At 72.7% G+C, this 15,334-nt stretch carries 16 protein-coding genes and 1 tRNA gene; 1 reads left to right on the top strand and 16 read right to left on the bottom strand.

All coding sequences use genetic code 11. The annotated features are described in order from the left end of the window. Positions 1-398 precede the first annotated feature (398 nt). Positions 399-474: transfer RNA gene (locus VKG64_14795), tRNA-Lys, on the bottom strand. A gap of 153 nt (positions 475-627) precedes the next feature. On the opposite strand from VKG64_14795, the gene VKG64_14790 reads away from it, so the two are divergent. Further along, a complete protein-coding gene (locus VKG64_14790; protein ID HKB26307.1) occupies positions 628-1,170 on the top strand; it encodes a hypothetical protein in 543 nt (180 codons plus the stop codon). Between the two features lie 20 nt (positions 1,171-1,190). Here VKG64_14790 and VKG64_14785 read toward each other — a convergent pair whose 3' ends face one another. From VKG64_14785 to ftsZ, 15 genes are all read right to left on the bottom strand, one after another. Further along, a complete protein-coding gene (locus VKG64_14785; protein ID HKB26306.1) occupies positions 1,191-1,730 on the bottom strand; it encodes a DUF2059 domain-containing protein in 540 nt (179 codons plus the stop codon). Positions 1,731-1,770: 40 nt separating this feature from the next. Then, the gene (locus VKG64_14780; GenBank protein HKB26305.1) at positions 1,771-3,096 is read right to left on the bottom strand and encodes an adenylosuccinate synthase; all 1,326 of its coding nucleotides are present in this window, start codon (positions 3,094-3,096) and stop codon (positions 1,771-1,773) included. Further along, complete coding sequence (gene hisZ / locus VKG64_14775) at positions 3,089-4,393, bottom strand: ATP phosphoribosyltransferase regulatory subunit (GenBank protein HKB26304.1); 1,305 nt, start codon at positions 4,391-4,393, stop codon at positions 3,089-3,091. Before hisZ ends, VKG64_14780 begins: the two co-directional genes overlap by 8 nt. Beyond that, a complete protein-coding gene (locus tag VKG64_14770) occupies positions 4,390-5,010 on the bottom strand; it encodes a histidine phosphatase family protein (protein ID HKB26303.1) in 621 nt (206 codons plus the stop codon). The genes hisZ and VKG64_14770 overlap by 4 nt, the downstream gene beginning before the upstream one ends. A 441-nt stretch (positions 5,011-5,451) precedes the next feature. Then, positions 5,452-7,035, bottom strand: a complete 1,584-nt coding sequence (gene serA / locus VKG64_14765; protein HKB26302.1) for a phosphoglycerate dehydrogenase — start codon at positions 7,033-7,035, stop codon at positions 5,452-5,454. Beyond that, positions 7,032-8,174 (bottom strand): alanine--glyoxylate aminotransferase family protein, encoded by a 1,143-nt coding sequence (locus VKG64_14760; protein ID HKB26301.1) that lies wholly within the window; start codon positions 8,172-8,174, stop codon positions 7,032-7,034. Before VKG64_14760 ends, serA begins: the two co-directional genes overlap by 4 nt. After that, positions 8,171-9,721, bottom strand: a complete 1,551-nt coding sequence (locus tag VKG64_14755) for a SagB/ThcOx family dehydrogenase (protein HKB26300.1) — start codon at positions 9,719-9,721, stop codon at positions 8,171-8,173. Before VKG64_14755 ends, VKG64_14760 begins: the two co-directional genes overlap by 4 nt. Beyond that, positions 9,714-10,745, bottom strand: a complete 1,032-nt coding sequence (gene mtnA, locus VKG64_14750; protein ID HKB26299.1) for an S-methyl-5-thioribose-1-phosphate isomerase — start codon at positions 10,743-10,745, stop codon at positions 9,714-9,716. Before mtnA ends, VKG64_14755 begins: the two co-directional genes overlap by 8 nt. After that, positions 10,742-10,993 carry a DUF167 domain-containing protein gene (locus VKG64_14745; protein HKB26298.1) on the bottom strand — a complete coding sequence of 84 codons (252 nt, stop codon included), beginning with the start codon at positions 10,991-10,993 and terminating at the stop codon, positions 10,742-10,744. The genes mtnA and VKG64_14745 overlap by 4 nt, the downstream gene beginning before the upstream one ends. A gap of 7 nt (positions 10,994-11,000) precedes the next feature. Continuing rightward, positions 11,001-11,474: a DivIVA domain-containing protein gene (locus VKG64_14740; GenBank protein ID HKB26297.1), complete on the bottom strand. Its 474-nt coding sequence runs from the start codon at positions 11,472-11,474 to the stop codon at positions 11,001-11,003. A 15-nt stretch (positions 11,475-11,489) separates the two neighbouring features. Continuing rightward, positions 11,490-11,789, bottom strand: coding sequence for a YggT family protein (locus VKG64_14735; GenBank protein HKB26296.1), 300 nt, complete (start codon positions 11,787-11,789; stop codon positions 11,490-11,492). A 12-nt stretch (positions 11,790-11,801) separates the two neighbouring features. After that, complete coding sequence (gene proC, locus VKG64_14730; protein ID HKB26295.1) at positions 11,802-12,626, bottom strand: pyrroline-5-carboxylate reductase; 825 nt, start codon at positions 12,624-12,626, stop codon at positions 11,802-11,804. Next, entirely contained in the window at positions 12,623-13,318 is a 696-nt protein-coding gene (locus VKG64_14725) for a YggS family pyridoxal phosphate-dependent enzyme (protein HKB26294.1), read from the bottom strand. The genes proC and VKG64_14725 overlap by 4 nt, the downstream gene beginning before the upstream one ends. Positions 13,319-13,333: 15 nt before the next feature. Then, the gene (locus tag VKG64_14720) at positions 13,334-14,029 is read right to left on the bottom strand and encodes a polyphenol oxidase family protein (GenBank protein ID HKB26293.1); all 696 of its coding nucleotides are present in this window, start codon (positions 14,027-14,029) and stop codon (positions 13,334-13,336) included. A gap of 103 nt (positions 14,030-14,132) precedes the next feature. Then, positions 14,133-15,290 carry a cell division protein FtsZ gene (gene ftsZ / locus VKG64_14715; protein ID HKB26292.1) on the bottom strand — a complete coding sequence of 386 codons (1,158 nt, stop codon included), beginning with the start codon at positions 15,288-15,290 and terminating at the stop codon, positions 14,133-14,135. Between the last annotated feature and the right edge of the window lie 44 nt (positions 15,291-15,334).

Raw genomic sequence — 15,334 nt, 5'->3', positions numbered from 1 at the left:
TGCTCGTCGTACCGCGTGAGCTGGAGGTCATAGCCCTGGCGAGTCATGCCGACTGCGACGGCACCGATGCCCGGCCACGAGTCGAGCCAGGAGCCGCAGGAGTCAACGTTTCCAGGACACGCTGCTCAAGTTGCTAGAGGCGAAGGCGATGCCGTTCAAGTCATTGGTCCAAAATGTACGTCTGGTGATGACGGACGCGTTTAGACCGGGGAGGTAGGAAATGCGCCACTCATCAATCTCGATCACGGTCGATGTCTACGGCCACCTTCGTTCCGGGAGCGAACTGGGCTGCTGTGAACCGGCTGGATGAGCGTCCGACAGGCACAACGATCCGCAACCTAGACGCAACCCCGCCTATAGTCTCGATCAGCGGGAGATACGGAAGTCACTGAAGTGATTGGTGAGCCGTGGTGGGATCGAACCACCGACCCCCTGATTAAAAGTCAGGTGCTCTGCCAACTGAGCTAACGGCTCGTGCCTGAGATTCTACGCGAGACCGGAGCAGCCCCAAAGCCGCGATCGCGGCGTGGAGGCCTGGCCAGGGGTCACCTCTCAGGGATGTTCCCCCGGGGATATCAGGTGAAGAGCCGATGGGAGGGGACCCCCGCCGCGCTTAAAATGCGCCCCATGAGCCCCGGAGGGCATCTCGTCACCTCGGTGGCTGCCGCCGGCGCCGCGCTGGCCGCGACCGGCTCGCTTCCTCTCACGGTCGGTGTCGTCGTCGGGGGCTTCCTCATCGACGTGGACCACGCGGTGGACTATGTGCTCGTCGAGCGCCGCCGCGAGCTGACGCCCGGCGCGTTCCTGCGCTACTACACCGAGGGCCGCGCGCGGCGCGTGGTCCTCGCGCTGCACTCCTACGAGTTCTTCCTGGCCCTCGGGGCGCTCGCCTGGTGGCTCGACTCGGCGTGGCTCGCCGGCTATCTCGCGGGAGGCCTGATGCACCTGGCGCTCGACGTCCACTTCAACGGACGGCTCACGCCGAAGAACATCTTCGCGTTCTACAGCTTCGGCTTCCGCCTCGCGCGCCGCTTCGACGCCGCGGCGCTCTTCGGCTCCGAGCTGTTCAGCGTGCCCGAAGGATTCTGGCGCGCGTTCTTCCTCGGCGCCCTCCGCGCGCGCCCGCGCGTCGAGCCCCGGACCGCCGTCCCCCAGCCGACCCGCGGGTAGCCGATCCCGGCCCGCGGCTCCTACCGTGGCTGCTGCTGCCGCTCGATCTCGCGCGAGAGCGCGGGGAACTCGCGGGAGAACTCGGCGCCGAAGCGCGCGCCGAACTCCTTCTCGCGCGCCTTCATGAGGCGCTCACCTGCGGCCGCGCCCTCGGTGACCATGACCCCCGAGAGGCGCAGCGCCTTGGCGCCGAGCGGGGTGTGATAGAAGTCCGCGAGCTCGCGCATCTCGGCACCCGAGAAGTGGCGCGAGATCAGCGACGCGTAGAGGTTCTCCCACTCCTGCTGCGGCGCGACCTCCTTCATGAGGCGCGTGAAGAGCGTCTGGAGGCGTCCCGTCTCGTCCTCGGTGAGCGGGCGCCGGACGCGCCCCTCGAGCGCCGCCTTGATGACCTGCGAGCCGATCTTCCCGGCCTGAACCATGATCGCGTCGAAGGTGCCCGACGTGAAGATGAGGCGCGCCAGCTCGCGCGCCTCCGGCGGCTCGCCCTGCGCCGCCGCCGGCGAGCCCGACAGCAGCACCAGCGCGAGCACGAGGGCGGCCTTCGCATGGAGTCTCATGACGGCTCCTCTCCGGGTCCGGGCGCGCGTGGGCGCCGCGCTAGAGCAGGCTCGAGCGCACCGACGGGAACCAGCGCACGAGCGGCGAGTCCTCGCACAGGATCGTCTCGGCGCGCTGGGCGCCGGTCGAGATGAGGCAGAAGGGCACGCCCACCAGCTCCTCGAGCCGCTCGATGTAGCGGCGTGCCTTCGCCGGCAGGTCGGTCTCGTTCCGGGCGCCGACGGTCGAGGCCCGCCAGCCCTCGACCTCCTCGTAGACGGGCTCGGCCTCGACCACGACGTTCTCGTCCTCGGGGAACTCCGTGAGGACGTCGCCGCGGTGCCGGTAGGCGACGCAGACCTTCACCGTCTCGCACTGATCCAGGACGTCGAGCTTCGTGAGGGCCACGGTGTCGAGGCCGTTGATGCGCGTCGCGTAGCGGCCGACGACGGCGTCGAACCAGCCGCAGCGGCGCGGCCGGCCCGTCGTCGCGCCGTACTCGTGGCCGCGCGCGCGGAGCGCCTCGGCGACCGTGCCCGACAGCTCCGTCGGGAACGGCCCGCCGCCCACGCGCGTCGTGTAGGCCTTGCTCACGCCGAGGACGCCGTCGATCTTCGTCGGCGGCACGCCGGTGCCGGTCGAGGCGCCGCCGGCCGTCGTCGAGGACGAGGTGATGTACGGGTACGTCCCGTGGTCGATGTCGAGCATCGTCGCCTGCGCGCCCTCGAAGAGGACGCTGTAGCCGCTCTCGATCCAGCGCGAGAGCAGGAGCGCTGTGTCCGTGATGTACGGCGCGAGCCAGCCCGCGTAGCGGAGGTACTTGTCGAGGATCTCCTCCACCGAGAAGGTCTGCGCGTCGTAGATCTCCCGAAGCAGCCGGTTCTTCTGCGCCACGTTCAGCTCGAGCTTCTCGCGGAACAGGCGCTCGTTGAGGAGGTCGGCCATGCGGATGCCGACGCGCGCCGCCTTGTCCACGTAGGCGGGCCCCACGCCCTTGCCGGTGGTGCCGATGCGTCGCTTGCCGAGCTTCGCCTCCGAGGCGTGGTCGAGCGCCGGGTGGTAGGGCATGATCAGGTGCGCGTTCTTCGAGATGAAGAGATTGCCGTCGAGCGTGACGCCGCGACGCACGAGCGCCTCCATCTCCTCGATGAGCGAGCCCGGGTCCACGACGACGCCGCAGCCGATGACGCAGCGGCAGCCCGGGTGCAGGATGCCCGACGGGATCGTGTGGAGGACGTACTTCTCGCGGCCCACCACGACCGTGTGGCCGGCGTTGTTGCCCCCCGCGAACCGCGCGACGACGTTCACGTGCGGCGTCAGGAGGTCGACGACCTTCCCCTTGCCCTCGTCCCCCCACTGCGTGCCGACGACGACGATGTTAGGCATGACCCACCCCTCCAAAGAAGCGCGCCGGATCGGCCAGGAGCTCGGCGACCGCGAGCGTGCGCTCGGCGCCGCTCGCGAGGTCGATGGCGAGGAGCCGGTCAGCCCCCGTCTTCGGGCTTCCCACGACCAGCACGTGGCGCACCCGCTGGGCGCGCGCGTACGCGAGCGAGTCCTCGAGCCCGCGGCTCACGATATCGCGCGCCACCGAGGCGCCGAGGTCGCGCAGCCGCCGCGCGAGCGAGAGCGCCGCCGTCTTGTCCGGCGTGAAGTCGATGATGAAGAAGTCGGGCCCGGCCAGCGCGACGGCCACGCCCTGCGCCTCCATCACCGAGAGCACGCGCGCGACGTCGAAGGCGAAGCCCACCGCGGCGCAGTCGTAGCCGAAGCGCGCGAGCATCTGGTCGTAGCGGCCGCCGCCCGCGACCGCGGCGCCGAAGCCCGACACATATGCCTCGAAGTACGTCCCCGAGTAGTAGTCGAAGCCGCGCACCTCGCCCAGGTCGAGCGTCACCGCGTCGGCGAGCCCGTAGATCTTGAGCAAGCGGGCGACCTCGGCGAGGTTCGCGACGGCCCGGGCCGAGCGCTTGTTGTGGGCGATCGCCGCCGCGCGCTCGAGCACCGCCTCGCCCCCGAAGAGCCCGGGGAGCGCGGCGAGCGCCTCGCCGAGCGGCGCCGGCGGCGCGAGCTGCCGCACGACGGCCGCGAGCGCGGCGGCGTCCTTCCGGCCGAGCGCGGCGCGCAGCTCACGCACGCGCGCGGGCTCGGCGGCGAGCTCCTCGCAGAGGCCGCGGAAGAAGTCCGGGTGGCCCAGCACGAGCTGGAAGCGCTCGAGGCCGAGCGCCCGGAAGCCCTCGATCGCCATCGCGATGATCTCGACCTCCGCCTCCGGCTTCTCCAGGCCGACCAGCTCGACGCCCGCCTGGTAGAACTCCCGGTAGTGCGACACCTGCGGCTCGTCGTAGCGGAAGACGTTGGTCACGTAGGCGAGGCGGATCGGCTTGGGCTCGTCGCGCAGGCGCGTCGCCACGATGCGCGCGATCTGCGGCGTGATGTCGGCGCGGAGCGCGAGCAGGCGGCCGGTCTCGCGGTCCACGAGCTTGAACATGTTCTCCTGCACGTCGGCGTCGGTGCCGGTCGCGAGCACGTCGGCGTACTCGTACGTCGAGGTGACGATCTCGCGGTAGCCCCAGCGCGTGAACACGCCGAGCAGGCACGCCTCGACGTGCCGCTTGCGCGCCGCTTCGTCCGGCAGGTAGACGCGCGCGCCCCTGGGAAGCTGGGACGGCAGCGGCCTCACGACGGCGCCTCGAGGTGCGCGAGCGTGTTCATCCGGTGGACGGTCGCCCAGCCGGGCTCGTACTCGATCTCGGTGATGCCGGCGGGCGCGGCATCCACGGTCCAGAGCCGCTCCGGGCCGAGCCCGAGCGCGTCGAGCACGAGCAGCCGCGTGACGATCGCGTGGCTCACGAGCACGACCGTCTCGCCCGCGTGCGTGGCGCGGAGCTCCTCGAGCCCGGCGCGCGCGCGCCCAGCGACGTCGGCGACCGTCTCGCCGCCGGCGATCCTGAGGAGGTGCGGGGCGTGGCGCCACTGCTCGTACGCCGCCGGGAAGCGGGCGGCGACCTCGTCGCGCGTGAGGCCCTCCCACTCGCCGAACGCCATCTCGGCGAAGGCGGGTTCGACCTCCACGGAGAGGCGGTGGGGCTTCGCGATGACCTCGGCCGACGCGCGGGCGCGCTCGAGCGGGCTCGCGTAGACCGCGGTGACGACCTGCGGCGCGAGTGCCGTCGCGACGGCCTCGCACTGGCGCAGGCCCTCGGGGGCCAGCGGGACGTCCCGCGCGCCCGCGAACCGCCGCTCGCGCGACCACGCGGTTTCCCCGTGCCGTATGACGAACAGCCTGAGCTTGCTCACAACCGGACCATTCTAAGCCCTGAGGCGCTGAAAGCGTAGCGGGCCGGGCGGTGGTCGTGCCTCAGTCTGACCCGCCAGCGTACGGGGTGACGCGCCGATCTGGCATCCTCGGCCCATGGCGCCGCCCGCGATGGAGGCCGACCCGGCCGACCGTGTGTGGTCGCCGGACGAAACTGCACGCCGGGCGGCCTGAGATGGACCGAGACGATATCGTCGGGCTCATCAGCATCATCGGCGCTGCTCTTGTCCTCGGAATCGCCGTGGGGATCGTGCTGTGCAAAATCCGCTAGGTGAGACTGAGACGTTACGGGGCGGTGTCGCGGTTCGACGCGTGGACCTCAGCGACGCCCGGGCTGGAAGAGCTCGATGGGGTTGCCGGCTGGATCTTCCAGCAGAATCTGCTGGCCGCCCATCCCGGTGACGATCTCGGTCTGCGGCGCGCTACAGCTTGACGAGCTTGGCGGAGACGATGTCGGACATCGCCCGGATCTCGTCGAGCGCCGCCGGCGGCATCGGGTCGTCGAGGTTCAGGATGGAGACCGCGCGGCCGCCCCGCCGCTCGCGCCCGAGCTGCATCCCCGCGATGTTGACGCCGTGGCGGCCGCAGAGGGTGCCGATCCGGCCGATCACCCCGGGCACGTCGAGGTTCGCGAAGACGAGCATCCAGCCCTGTGGCAGGGCTTCCAGCGGGTAGCCGTCGATCCGGACGAAGCGCGCCTCGCGCTTGAAGAACACGCTGCCGGCGACCGACGCGGCGCCGCGATCGGTGCGGAGCTCGGCCTCGATGAGGCTCGCGTAGTCCTGGGCCTCGGTCGTCGAGGTCTCGGTGACCCGGAGGCCGCGCGATTTCGCGAGCGGGAGCGCGTTCACGTCCGTGATGCGCTCCGAGAGGATCGTGCCGAGGAGGCCGCGGACGAAGGCGAGCGTGAGCGTGGCGGGCGTGCGCCCCGCGATCTCCCCCGCGTACGTGAGTCGCACCTCCTCCATCCGCCCCTCGGCCAGCTGGGCGAGGAAGCGGCCCATCTTCTCGGCGAGCCCGGTCCACGGCGCCTGCTCCCGGTGCGTCTCGGCGTCCACCGACGGGAGGTTGACCGCGTTCACGACGAGGCCGCGCAGCAGCGCGTCCGCGACCTGGTCGGCGATCGCGAGCGCCACGGCGGTCTGCGCCTCGTCGGTCGCCGCGGCGAGGTGCGGCGTGGCGATCACCTGCTCGAGCCCGAGCAGCGGGTGGTCGGCAGGCGGTGGCTCCTGCTCGAAGACGTCGAGCGCCGCGCCCGCGACGCGGCCCGCGCGGATCGCCCCGGCGAGCGCTTGCTCGTCGATGATTCCCCCGCGAGCGCAGTTGACGATCCGGACGCCGGGCTTCACGCGCGCCAGCTCGTCCTCGCCCAGCAGGTGCCGCGTCTCCTCGACGAGCGGCACGTGGATCGTGATGAAGTCCGCCCGGGCGAGGAGCTCGTCGAGCTCGACGGGCTCGACGCCGTGGCGCTGGGCGGCCTCACGCGTGAGGTACGGGTCGTAGGCGATCACCTGCATGCGGAAGGCCGCCGCGCGGCGGGCCACCTCGGAACCGATCCGCCCGAGCCCGAGGACGCCAAGCGTCTTGCCGAGGAGCTCGACGCCCTGGAGCCTGTTCTTCTCCCAGCGCCCGCCCTTCAGGGAATGGTCGGCGGCGGGCACGCGGCGGGCGAGCGCCAGGAGCAGGGCGAGCGTGTGCTCGGCGACCGCGGTCGTGTTGCCGCCGGGCGTGTTCATCACGACCACGCCCCGCTCGGTCGCCGCGTCCACGTCGATCGTGTCCACGCCCGCGCCCGCGCGGCCGACGACCTCGAGGCGGCGCCCGGCCTCGAGCGCGGCGCGCGTGACCTTGGTGGCGCTGCGGACGATCAGCCCCTCGTACTCGCCGATGCGCGCGACCAGCTCGGCCTCGGCAAGCGCGCCCGCGACGTCCACCTCGAGGCCGTGCTTCCGCAACGCGTCGACGCCGACGGCGTCGAGGCGGTCGGTGACGAGGACCCGCTTCACGACTTCTCGGCGAAGATCTTCTGGGCGGCGCGGACGCTGGCGCCGAAGTCCACCGGCTGGCCGAGGTCGGCCAGGACCTGCTCGAGCGCCGCGAGCGCGACGATCGTGTCGAACTCGGCGGCGTAGCCCATGTGACCGAGGCGGAAGATCTTGCCCTTCATCTCGCCCTGCCCGCCGGCGATCGTGATGTTGTGCGCCTGCGAGTAGAGGGCGACGATCTTCTCGCTGTCCACGCCCTTCGGCGAGACGACCGCCGTGAGCGCGGGGCTCGGCGTCGCCTTGCAGAAGAGCTCGAGGCCGAGCGCCTCGACGCCCGCGCGCGTCGCGCGCGCGAGCCGGTCGTGGCGCTTGAAGACGTTCGCGAGCCCCTCCTTCTCGAGCATGCGCAGGACCGCCTGGAGCCCGATGACGATGGAGACCGCGGGCGTGAAGTGCGCCTCGTTCTTCACGACGCACTTCCGCTCCTCGACGAGGTTGAAGTAGTACTTCGGCAGCCGTGAGGTCTTCGTCGCCGCCCACGCCTTGTCGCTGAGCGCGCAGAACGCGAGGCCGGGCGGGAGCATGAGCCCCTTCTGCGAGCCCGAGACGACGACGTCCACGCCCCACACGTCCATCGGCAGGTCGGCGATCCCGAGGCTCGAGACCGCGTCCACGATGAGGAACGCCCCCGTGTCGCGCGTCGCCTGGGCGTAGCCGCGCACGTCGTGGAGCACGCCCGTCGAGGACTCGCTGTGCTGGGTGATCACCGCCTTCAGACCCGTGTGCGCCCCGAGCGTCTCGGCGACGCGCGCGGCGGGCACGCTGTGGCCGAACGGCGCGGTCAGGTCGAGGACGTTGACCCCGTACGCCTTGCAGATCTCCAGCCAGCGGTCGCCGAACTTCCCCGCGCGGACCAGCGCGACGGTGTCGCCCGCGGAGAGCGTGTTGACCACCGCCGCCTCCATCGCGCCCGTGCCCGAGCACGCGAGCGGCAGCACCTCGGTCTGGGTCTGGAAGAGCTTCTTGAGCCCGGCGCGCACCTCGGTGAAGAGCGCCTCGTACTGCGGCGTCCGGTGGTGGATCATCGGCTGCGCCATGGCCAGGAGCGCTTCGCTCGGCACGGGCGTCGGGCCCGGCGCCATCAGCTGGTACTTCTTCATCCCGCCGGCCTCCTGGAGAGGGTGAGATTCGCTCCGATGGTAACACGGCCGGAACCCGCCGAGCGCCCGAGGGCGGTGACGAAGATCGCGTCCGTGCCGCGCGCGTGCGGCGAGAAGAACTCGACGACGAGCCGGTCGTAGAAGGTGAGCCCCGACGCGCCGAACCCCTGCGCGTACGCGGCGAGATAGGCGCGCCCGCCGGCGAGCCCGGCCTCGAGGTTGGCGAGCCGGTAGCCGCGGTCGCCGAAGGCATCGAGGATGGCGCCGAGCGGCGCCAGGAAATAGACGACCGCCGCGGCGTCGCCGCCGAGCGGCTGCTCGAGGCAGAGGTACGCCGATTCGCGCCGCCACTCGCCCGGCCGGAGGAGCTCGAGCGCGTGGGCGTCGCGGTGATAGACGTAAGCGCCCGGCGGCACGCCGTCGACCGCGTCGACGACCAGATAGAGGTCGACGAGCCCCGGCGGGACGTCGGCCTCCGCGGCGCGCGCGGCGAGCGCCAGGGCCGTCGCGAGCTCGAGCGCCGTCAGGGACTCGTGAGCAAATTGCCGCGTCGAGCCGCGCCGCTGGATCGTGTCGCCGAGCCCGCGCCCGCACGTCGCGCGCGGCGGAGGCAGAGGCAGCAGGGCCGGGGACACGGCCTTCTCGACGGCGCGCGCCGTCAGGCTCCCCTGCCGCCACGCGCGGACGGCCGCGGGAGTCTCGAGACTCGAGGCTGCGTGGATCTCGCGGAGCAGCGGATAGTCCACTTCGCTGGAAGAGAGCGGCATGACCGGGTGGCTGATCTCGTCGAGCGTCACGACGGCCGGGGCCGGCGCGCCCTCGGGGCCGAGCGGCACGAGCTCGAGCGCGGCCTCGCGCGTGGCGTCCAGGCCGAGGAGCCGGTTCACCTCGGCGTCGACGAAGCCGGTGAGCAGCCGGGGCGCCAGGCCCAGCGCGCCGCCGACGGCGAGGAGATTGGCGAGCAGCGTCCCGGAGTCCCAGAAGAGATGCCGGTAGCCCCGGGCCTGGTACTTCCACGTGTTGCGCCAGTAGATGGCGCTCAGCACGATGGTCGCGGCGCGCTTGGCCAGCGATTCGTCGCCGGCAGCCGCGGCGAGCGCGGCGCGCACGTCGCCCTGCCGCAGGCGGCGCAGCGCGAAGTCGCCCGGGCAGAAGTGGTAGAGGCCGGGCTCGAGGCCCTCGACCGCGCCGGCGGCCACGTACACCTCGGTCTGGTACAGGGCGCCGGTCGAGGGCGCGGCGCGGAAGAGCGCCTCGCCCCCGCCCGGATAGGTCTTCTTCCTGGTCAGGCCCGCCGAGTAGTAGAGGAGCGCCGCGAGCGTCTCGAGGGAGAGCCGCGGCGCGTCCGGCGCGGGCGCGGCGAGCGCCGCGAGGGCGTCGGCGGCGACCGGGTCGGCGTCGCGCGGCAGCGCGAGGGCCGGGAGCTCCGTGTAGACCTTGAACGGGAAGGGCTTGACGTCCCAGTCGAGCGTGTGCGTGCTGGTGCGCACCGACTGGGGCGAGTGCTCGGTGCCGTCGTGGTACCGGCGCGCGACCCCCCTACGCAAACGCGTACGGCGGCCGGAAGACCCCGCGCTCGGTGATGATGGCGGCGATGAGCCGCGCGGGCGTGACGTCGAACGCCGGGTTGAACACGGGCGACTCGGCGGGCGCCGTCTGCTGCGCGCCGACCTTCCGCAGCTCGGCGGGGTCGCGCTCCTCGATCGGGATGTGGTCGCCCGACGGGAGCGACGCGTCGATCGTCGAGACGGGCGCGGCGACGTAGAAGGGCACCGCGTGGTGCCGGGCGAGCACCGCGAGCGCGTAGGTGCCGATCTTGTTCGCGGTGTCGCCGTTCGCGGCGATGCGGTCGGCGCCGGTGACGATCAGATCCACCTCGCCCCGCGCCATCAGCGACGCGGCGGCGACGTCGGCGATCAGCCGGTGCGGGATCCCCTCGCGCACGAGCTCCCACGCCGTGAGCCGCGAGCCCTGCATGACCGGCCGCGTCTCGTCCACCCACACGCGCGCGACCTTGCCCTGCGCGTGGGCGGCGCGGACGACGCCGAGCGCGGTGCCGTACCCCGCCGTGGCGAGCGCGCCCGCGTTGCAGTGCGTGAGGATCCGCGCGTGCGGCGGCACGAGCGCGGCGCCGTGGGCCCCCATCGCCTGGTTCGCCGCCAGGTCCTCCTCGCGGATCGCGTGCGCCTCGGCGAGGAGCCGCGCGCGGACGTCGTCGGGCGGGAGCCGGCGCCCGCTCTCGGCGACCCGCTTCATGCGCTCGAGGGCCCAGAAGAGGTTGACGGCCGTGGGGCGCGTGGCCGCGAGCCCCTTCAGCGCCGTCTCGACGTCGGCGAAGAGCCCGTCGAACGTCGTCGCGCGGCTGGCACGCGCGGCGAGCGCGACGCCGTACGCGGCGGTGACGCCGATGGCGGGCGCGCCGCGCACGACGAGGGTCCGGATCGCGTCCGCGAGGTCCTCCCAGCGGCTGTACGCGCGCTCGACCTCCCGGCCGGGCAGGAGCGTCTGGTCGATCAGCATGAGCCGGTCGTGAGCCCACCAGACCGGCGTGAGGAAGGACCCCTGTGTCATGCGAGCCGGCGACGTACCTCGGCCTCGCTGAGGCCGGTGATGCTGACACGCTTGTCACGCGAGCGCCCGCCGTGGACGACCGCGACCGTGGCGGGCGCGACGCCGAGGGCGCGGGCCAGGAGACGGGTGAGGGCCAGGTTCGCCTCGCCCTCGCGGGGCGCCGCGGTGACGCGCACGCGGAGGGCGCCGTCCCGCCAGCCGAGGATCGCGTCGCGCGCGGCGCGCGGCTTCACGCGGACGCTCAGCACCGCGCCCTCAGGGCTTCGAGTCGCCGCCGGCTTCACCGAGCTCGGCCGACCAGAGCCGGGCGTAGCGGTCGAGCGTCGCGCGGAGGTCCTCGACGAGCTGGCGCTTCGCGCGCCGCAGGGCCTGGATGTCGGTCCGGAGCCTCGCCTCCTCGCTGCGCACCTCCTCGAGCAGCTTCTCGCCGCGCAGCTCGGCCTCGCGCATGTGGAGCTCCGCCTCGCGCCGCGCCGCCGCCTTCATCTCGTCGCCGAGCCGCTGCGTGGTGACCAGCGTGTCCTGCAGCGCCTTCTCGCGCTCGGTGAGGCCGCGCGAGCGCTCCTCGAGCGTCGCGAGCTGCTCCTTCAGGAGCGCGTTCTCCTTGAGCACGGTCTCGTAGTCGTCGGCGACGTCGTCGAGGAACGCGTCGACTTCGTGCTTGTCGAAGCCCCGGAACCACCGCACCGTGAACTGCTGCTGCCGGATGTCGAGCGGGCTGATGCGCATCGAGACCTCCGATCGCTATCTCAGGCTCAAGCCAAATTCGCGCAGCGAGTCGACCAGGAACCACTCGACGAACTTGATCGCGAGGAGGACGACCACGGGCGACAGGTCGAGCCCCATGCCGACCGTCGGCAGGCGGTGCCGGATCGGGCGGAGCACCGGTTCGGTGACGCGGTAGAGGAAGCGCACGATCGGGTTGTAGGGGTCGGGGCTCACCCACGAGAGGATCGCGCGCGCGATGATGATCCAGAAGTAGACCTCGAGGGCGAGCTGCAGCACCTTCGCCAGCGCGAGGACGAGGTTGCTCAGGACGTACACGGCTTCATCTTATCATCCGGGCCCCCGTCCGAGCTCACGCGAGCGCTGCGTGGCGCGCTCGACGGCCTTGATGAAGGTCGTCCGGATGCCGCCCTCCTCGAGCGCCGCGATGCCGGCGATCGAGGTGCCGCCGGGCGAGCTCACCATGTCCTTGAGCGCGCCCGGGTGCATGCCCGTCTCGAGGAGGAGCTTCGCGGCGCCGAGCACGGTCTGGGTCGCGAGCGTCATCGCCGTGAGCCGATCGAGGCCCATGCGGACGCCGCCGTCGGCGAGCGACTCGATCACGACGGCGACGTAGGCCGGGCCGGAGCCGGAGAGCCCCGTCACCGCGTCGAGCAGGTCCTCGCCGAGCACGACGACCCGCCCGACCGCGCTGAAGATCTCGCCCGCGATGTCGAGGTCGCCGGGCTCGAGGCCCTCGGCCTTGGCGATCGCCGTGACGCCCTCGAGGACGAGCGCGGGCGTGTTGGGCATGACGCGGATCAGCCGCGCGTCCTTCCCGAGCCCCGCGCGGATCTTCCCGGTCGCGACGCCCGCGGCGATCGAGATGAGGAGCTTCCGGCGCGTGACCGCGGGAGCGATCTCCCGGAGGACCGCCTCCATGATCTGGGGCTTCACCGCGAGGATCACGACGTCGGCGTGGCGGACGAGCTCGCTGTTGCCGGCGGCGACCTGGATGCCGTACTGGCGGTCGAGCTCCTTCAGCCGCTCGAGGCGCACGTCGGTCGCGTAGATCGCCTCCGCGGGCACCAGGTTCGCCGCGAGCAGGCCCTTGATGAGGGCCTCGCCCATGTTGCCGGCGCCGACGAACCCGACCTTCTTGCCCTTGATCGTCATCGCTCCCCCGGCTCCTTCCCCGGCCGCGGCGGGCGTGGTCCAAAGACGGCCGTGCCGACGCGTACCATCGTCGCGCCCTCCTCGATCGCCACCTCGAAGTCCGCACTCATCCCCATCGAGAGCTCCGCGAGCCCGTGCCGCGCGCCGAGCTTCGCGAGCGCGCGGAACCACGCGCGCGCCGCCTCGCCATCGGCCGCCTCGGGCGGGAGCGTCATGAGCCCGCGCACCCTCAGGTGGTCGAGCGTCCCGACCGTGTCGAGCAGCGCGCCGAGCCCGTCGGGAGCCACGCCGCCCTTCTGACGCTCGCCCGCGACGTTCACCTGCACGAGCGCCTCCACGGCGCGGCCGCGAGCCCGCGCGCGCTTCTCGAGCTCACGCGCGAGCTCCGCCCGGTCGAGCGAGTGGATCAGGTCGAAGAGCTCCACGGCCTCCTTCGCCTTGTTCGTCTGGAGCTGGCCGACGAGATGCCACGGCACGGGGCGTCCGAGCTCGGCGATCTTGGCGCGCGCCTCCTGCACCCGGTTCTCGCCGAGCGCCGCCACGCCCGCGGCGACCGCCTGCCGGATGCGCTCCGCCTCGACCGTCTTCGACACGGCGATCAGCAGCACGTCCCCCGCGCGCCGGCCCGCGCGCTCCGCCGCGCGCGCGATCCGCTCGCGCACGCGCTCGAGGTTCGCCCGGATGTCCTGCATGGCCGCACGGGGATTCTACGGCAGCGCGGCCACGGTGGCCAGCCGGCCCCGGCTGCCCTTGCGGTACGAGAAGAAGAGGTCGCGCGCGCACGCGGTGCAGCGGCGCGGGCTCTCGATCCGCGCGGGGTCGAGCCCCGCGCGCGCGAGGAGCGTCTCGTTGGCCGCCCAGAGATCGAGCATGAAGCGTCCCGGCCCGGCGGGCCGCGCCCACGCCTGCCAGCCCTCGTACGCCGCCGAGAGCGGGCCGATGACGGGCTCGTCCACCTCGTAGCAGCACGGGCCGATCGAGGGCGCGATCGCCGCGTGGAGGCGCGACGCGCGCGCGCCGAGGGCCTCGAGGGCGCGCACGGCCGCCTGGGCGGCGCCCCGCACCGTGCCGCGCCAGCCGACGTGGACCGCGCCGAGCGCCGGGAGCGCCGGATCGTAGAGCACGATCGCGAGGCAGTCGGCGGTGAAGATCGCCAGGGGGACGCCGCGCTCGGCCGTCACGAGCCCGTCCACGACGCCCGCGAAGCCGCCGCCGGCCGGGACGCGCGCGACGTCGGCGCCGTGCACCTGCTTGGCGTAGGCGACGCGCGCGAGGTCGAGGCCGGCGCCGGCGAGCGTCGTGACCGCGGCGCCGCGGAACGGCGGGACCGGGTCCGCGGGCGCGATCGGCTCGGCGAACGAGAGGACGCCGGGGCAGTGGCGCGTCGTGGTGGCGTGGGGCACGCCGAGCCGCGCGAGCGAGGCGAACGTGAAGTACGCCGGCGGCTCGCCGTGGGGGATCAGCGGAGGCCCGGGCCCCCGCTGACCTCGCCCGGCGCCACCCGCGCTAATCGGCCTGGCGGCGGAGGAACGCGGGGACCTCCAGGTCTCCGTCGCCGAGCACGTCGCCCTCGGCGCGCACCTCGCCCACGCGCCGCCGCCAGCTCCCCGCGCCCGCGGCCGGGCTCGAGCGCGGCGCGCGCGCCATGTCCACCACCTTGCCGCCGGCGCTCTGCGTCTCCTTCTTCTCCGCGAAGCCGGTGGCGATCACGGTCATGCGGACTTCGTCGCCCATGTGCGGGTCGATGACCGCGCCGAAGATGATGTTGGCCTCCTCGTGCGCCGCCTCTTGGACGATGCGGGCAGCCTCCTCCACCTCGTGGATCGCGAGATCCGGGCCGCCCGTGAAGTTGATGAGGATGCCGCGCGCGCCCTCGATGGACGTGTCGTCGAGCAGCGGGCTCGCGACCGCTTTTTGCGCGGCGTCGAGCGCCCGGTGCTCGCCCTTTCCGGTGCCCGTACCCATCATCGCCAGGCCCATGCCCGACATGATCGTGCGCACGTCGGCGAAGTCCAGGTTCACGAGCCCGGGGACGAGGATCAGGTCGGAGATGCCCTGCACCGCCTGCTGGAGCACCGAGTCGGCGACGCGGAACGCGTCGATGAGCGGCGTGCCGCGGTCCACGACCGAGAGCAAGCGCTGGTTCGGAATCGTGATCAGCGTGTCCACGACGGCGCGCAACGCCGCGAGCCCCGCCTCGGCCTGCAGCGCGCGCCGCCGGCCCTCGAACGTGAAGGGCTTGGTCACGACCGCGACCGTGAGGATCCCGAGGTCCTTCGCGAGCGACGCGACGACGGGCGCCGCGCCGGTGCCGGTCCCGCCACCGAGACCCGCCGTGATGAAGACCATGTCCGCGCCCGTGAGGAGCCGCGTGATCTGCTCGGGATCCTCCTGCGCCGCCTCGCGCCCGACCTCCGGGTTCGACCCGGCGCCGAGCCCCTTGGTCAGCTTCGCGCCGAGCTGGAGCTTGACGGGCGCGGGCGACGCGTGGAGCGCCTGCACGTCGGTGTTCGCCACGATGAACTCGACGCCGGTGAACTGCGCCGCGAGCATCCGGCTCACCGCGTTGCCACCGCCGCCGCCGAGGCCGATGACCTTGATCTTCGCGGCCTGCGGCACTTCATCGAGCTCGAAGAGCGGGCGCCGTGCGCGATCTCGTTCCATGCGGTCCTCCTGTGAGTGGTGGCGGCGGGCGCGCGTGCCCCGCC

The organism is Candidatus Methylomirabilota bacterium (assembly GCA_035260325.1).
GTDB lineage: Bacteria > Methylomirabilota > Methylomirabilia > Rokubacteriales > CSP1-6 > AR19.
This window is presented reverse-complemented; position numbering and strand designations above follow the sequence as displayed.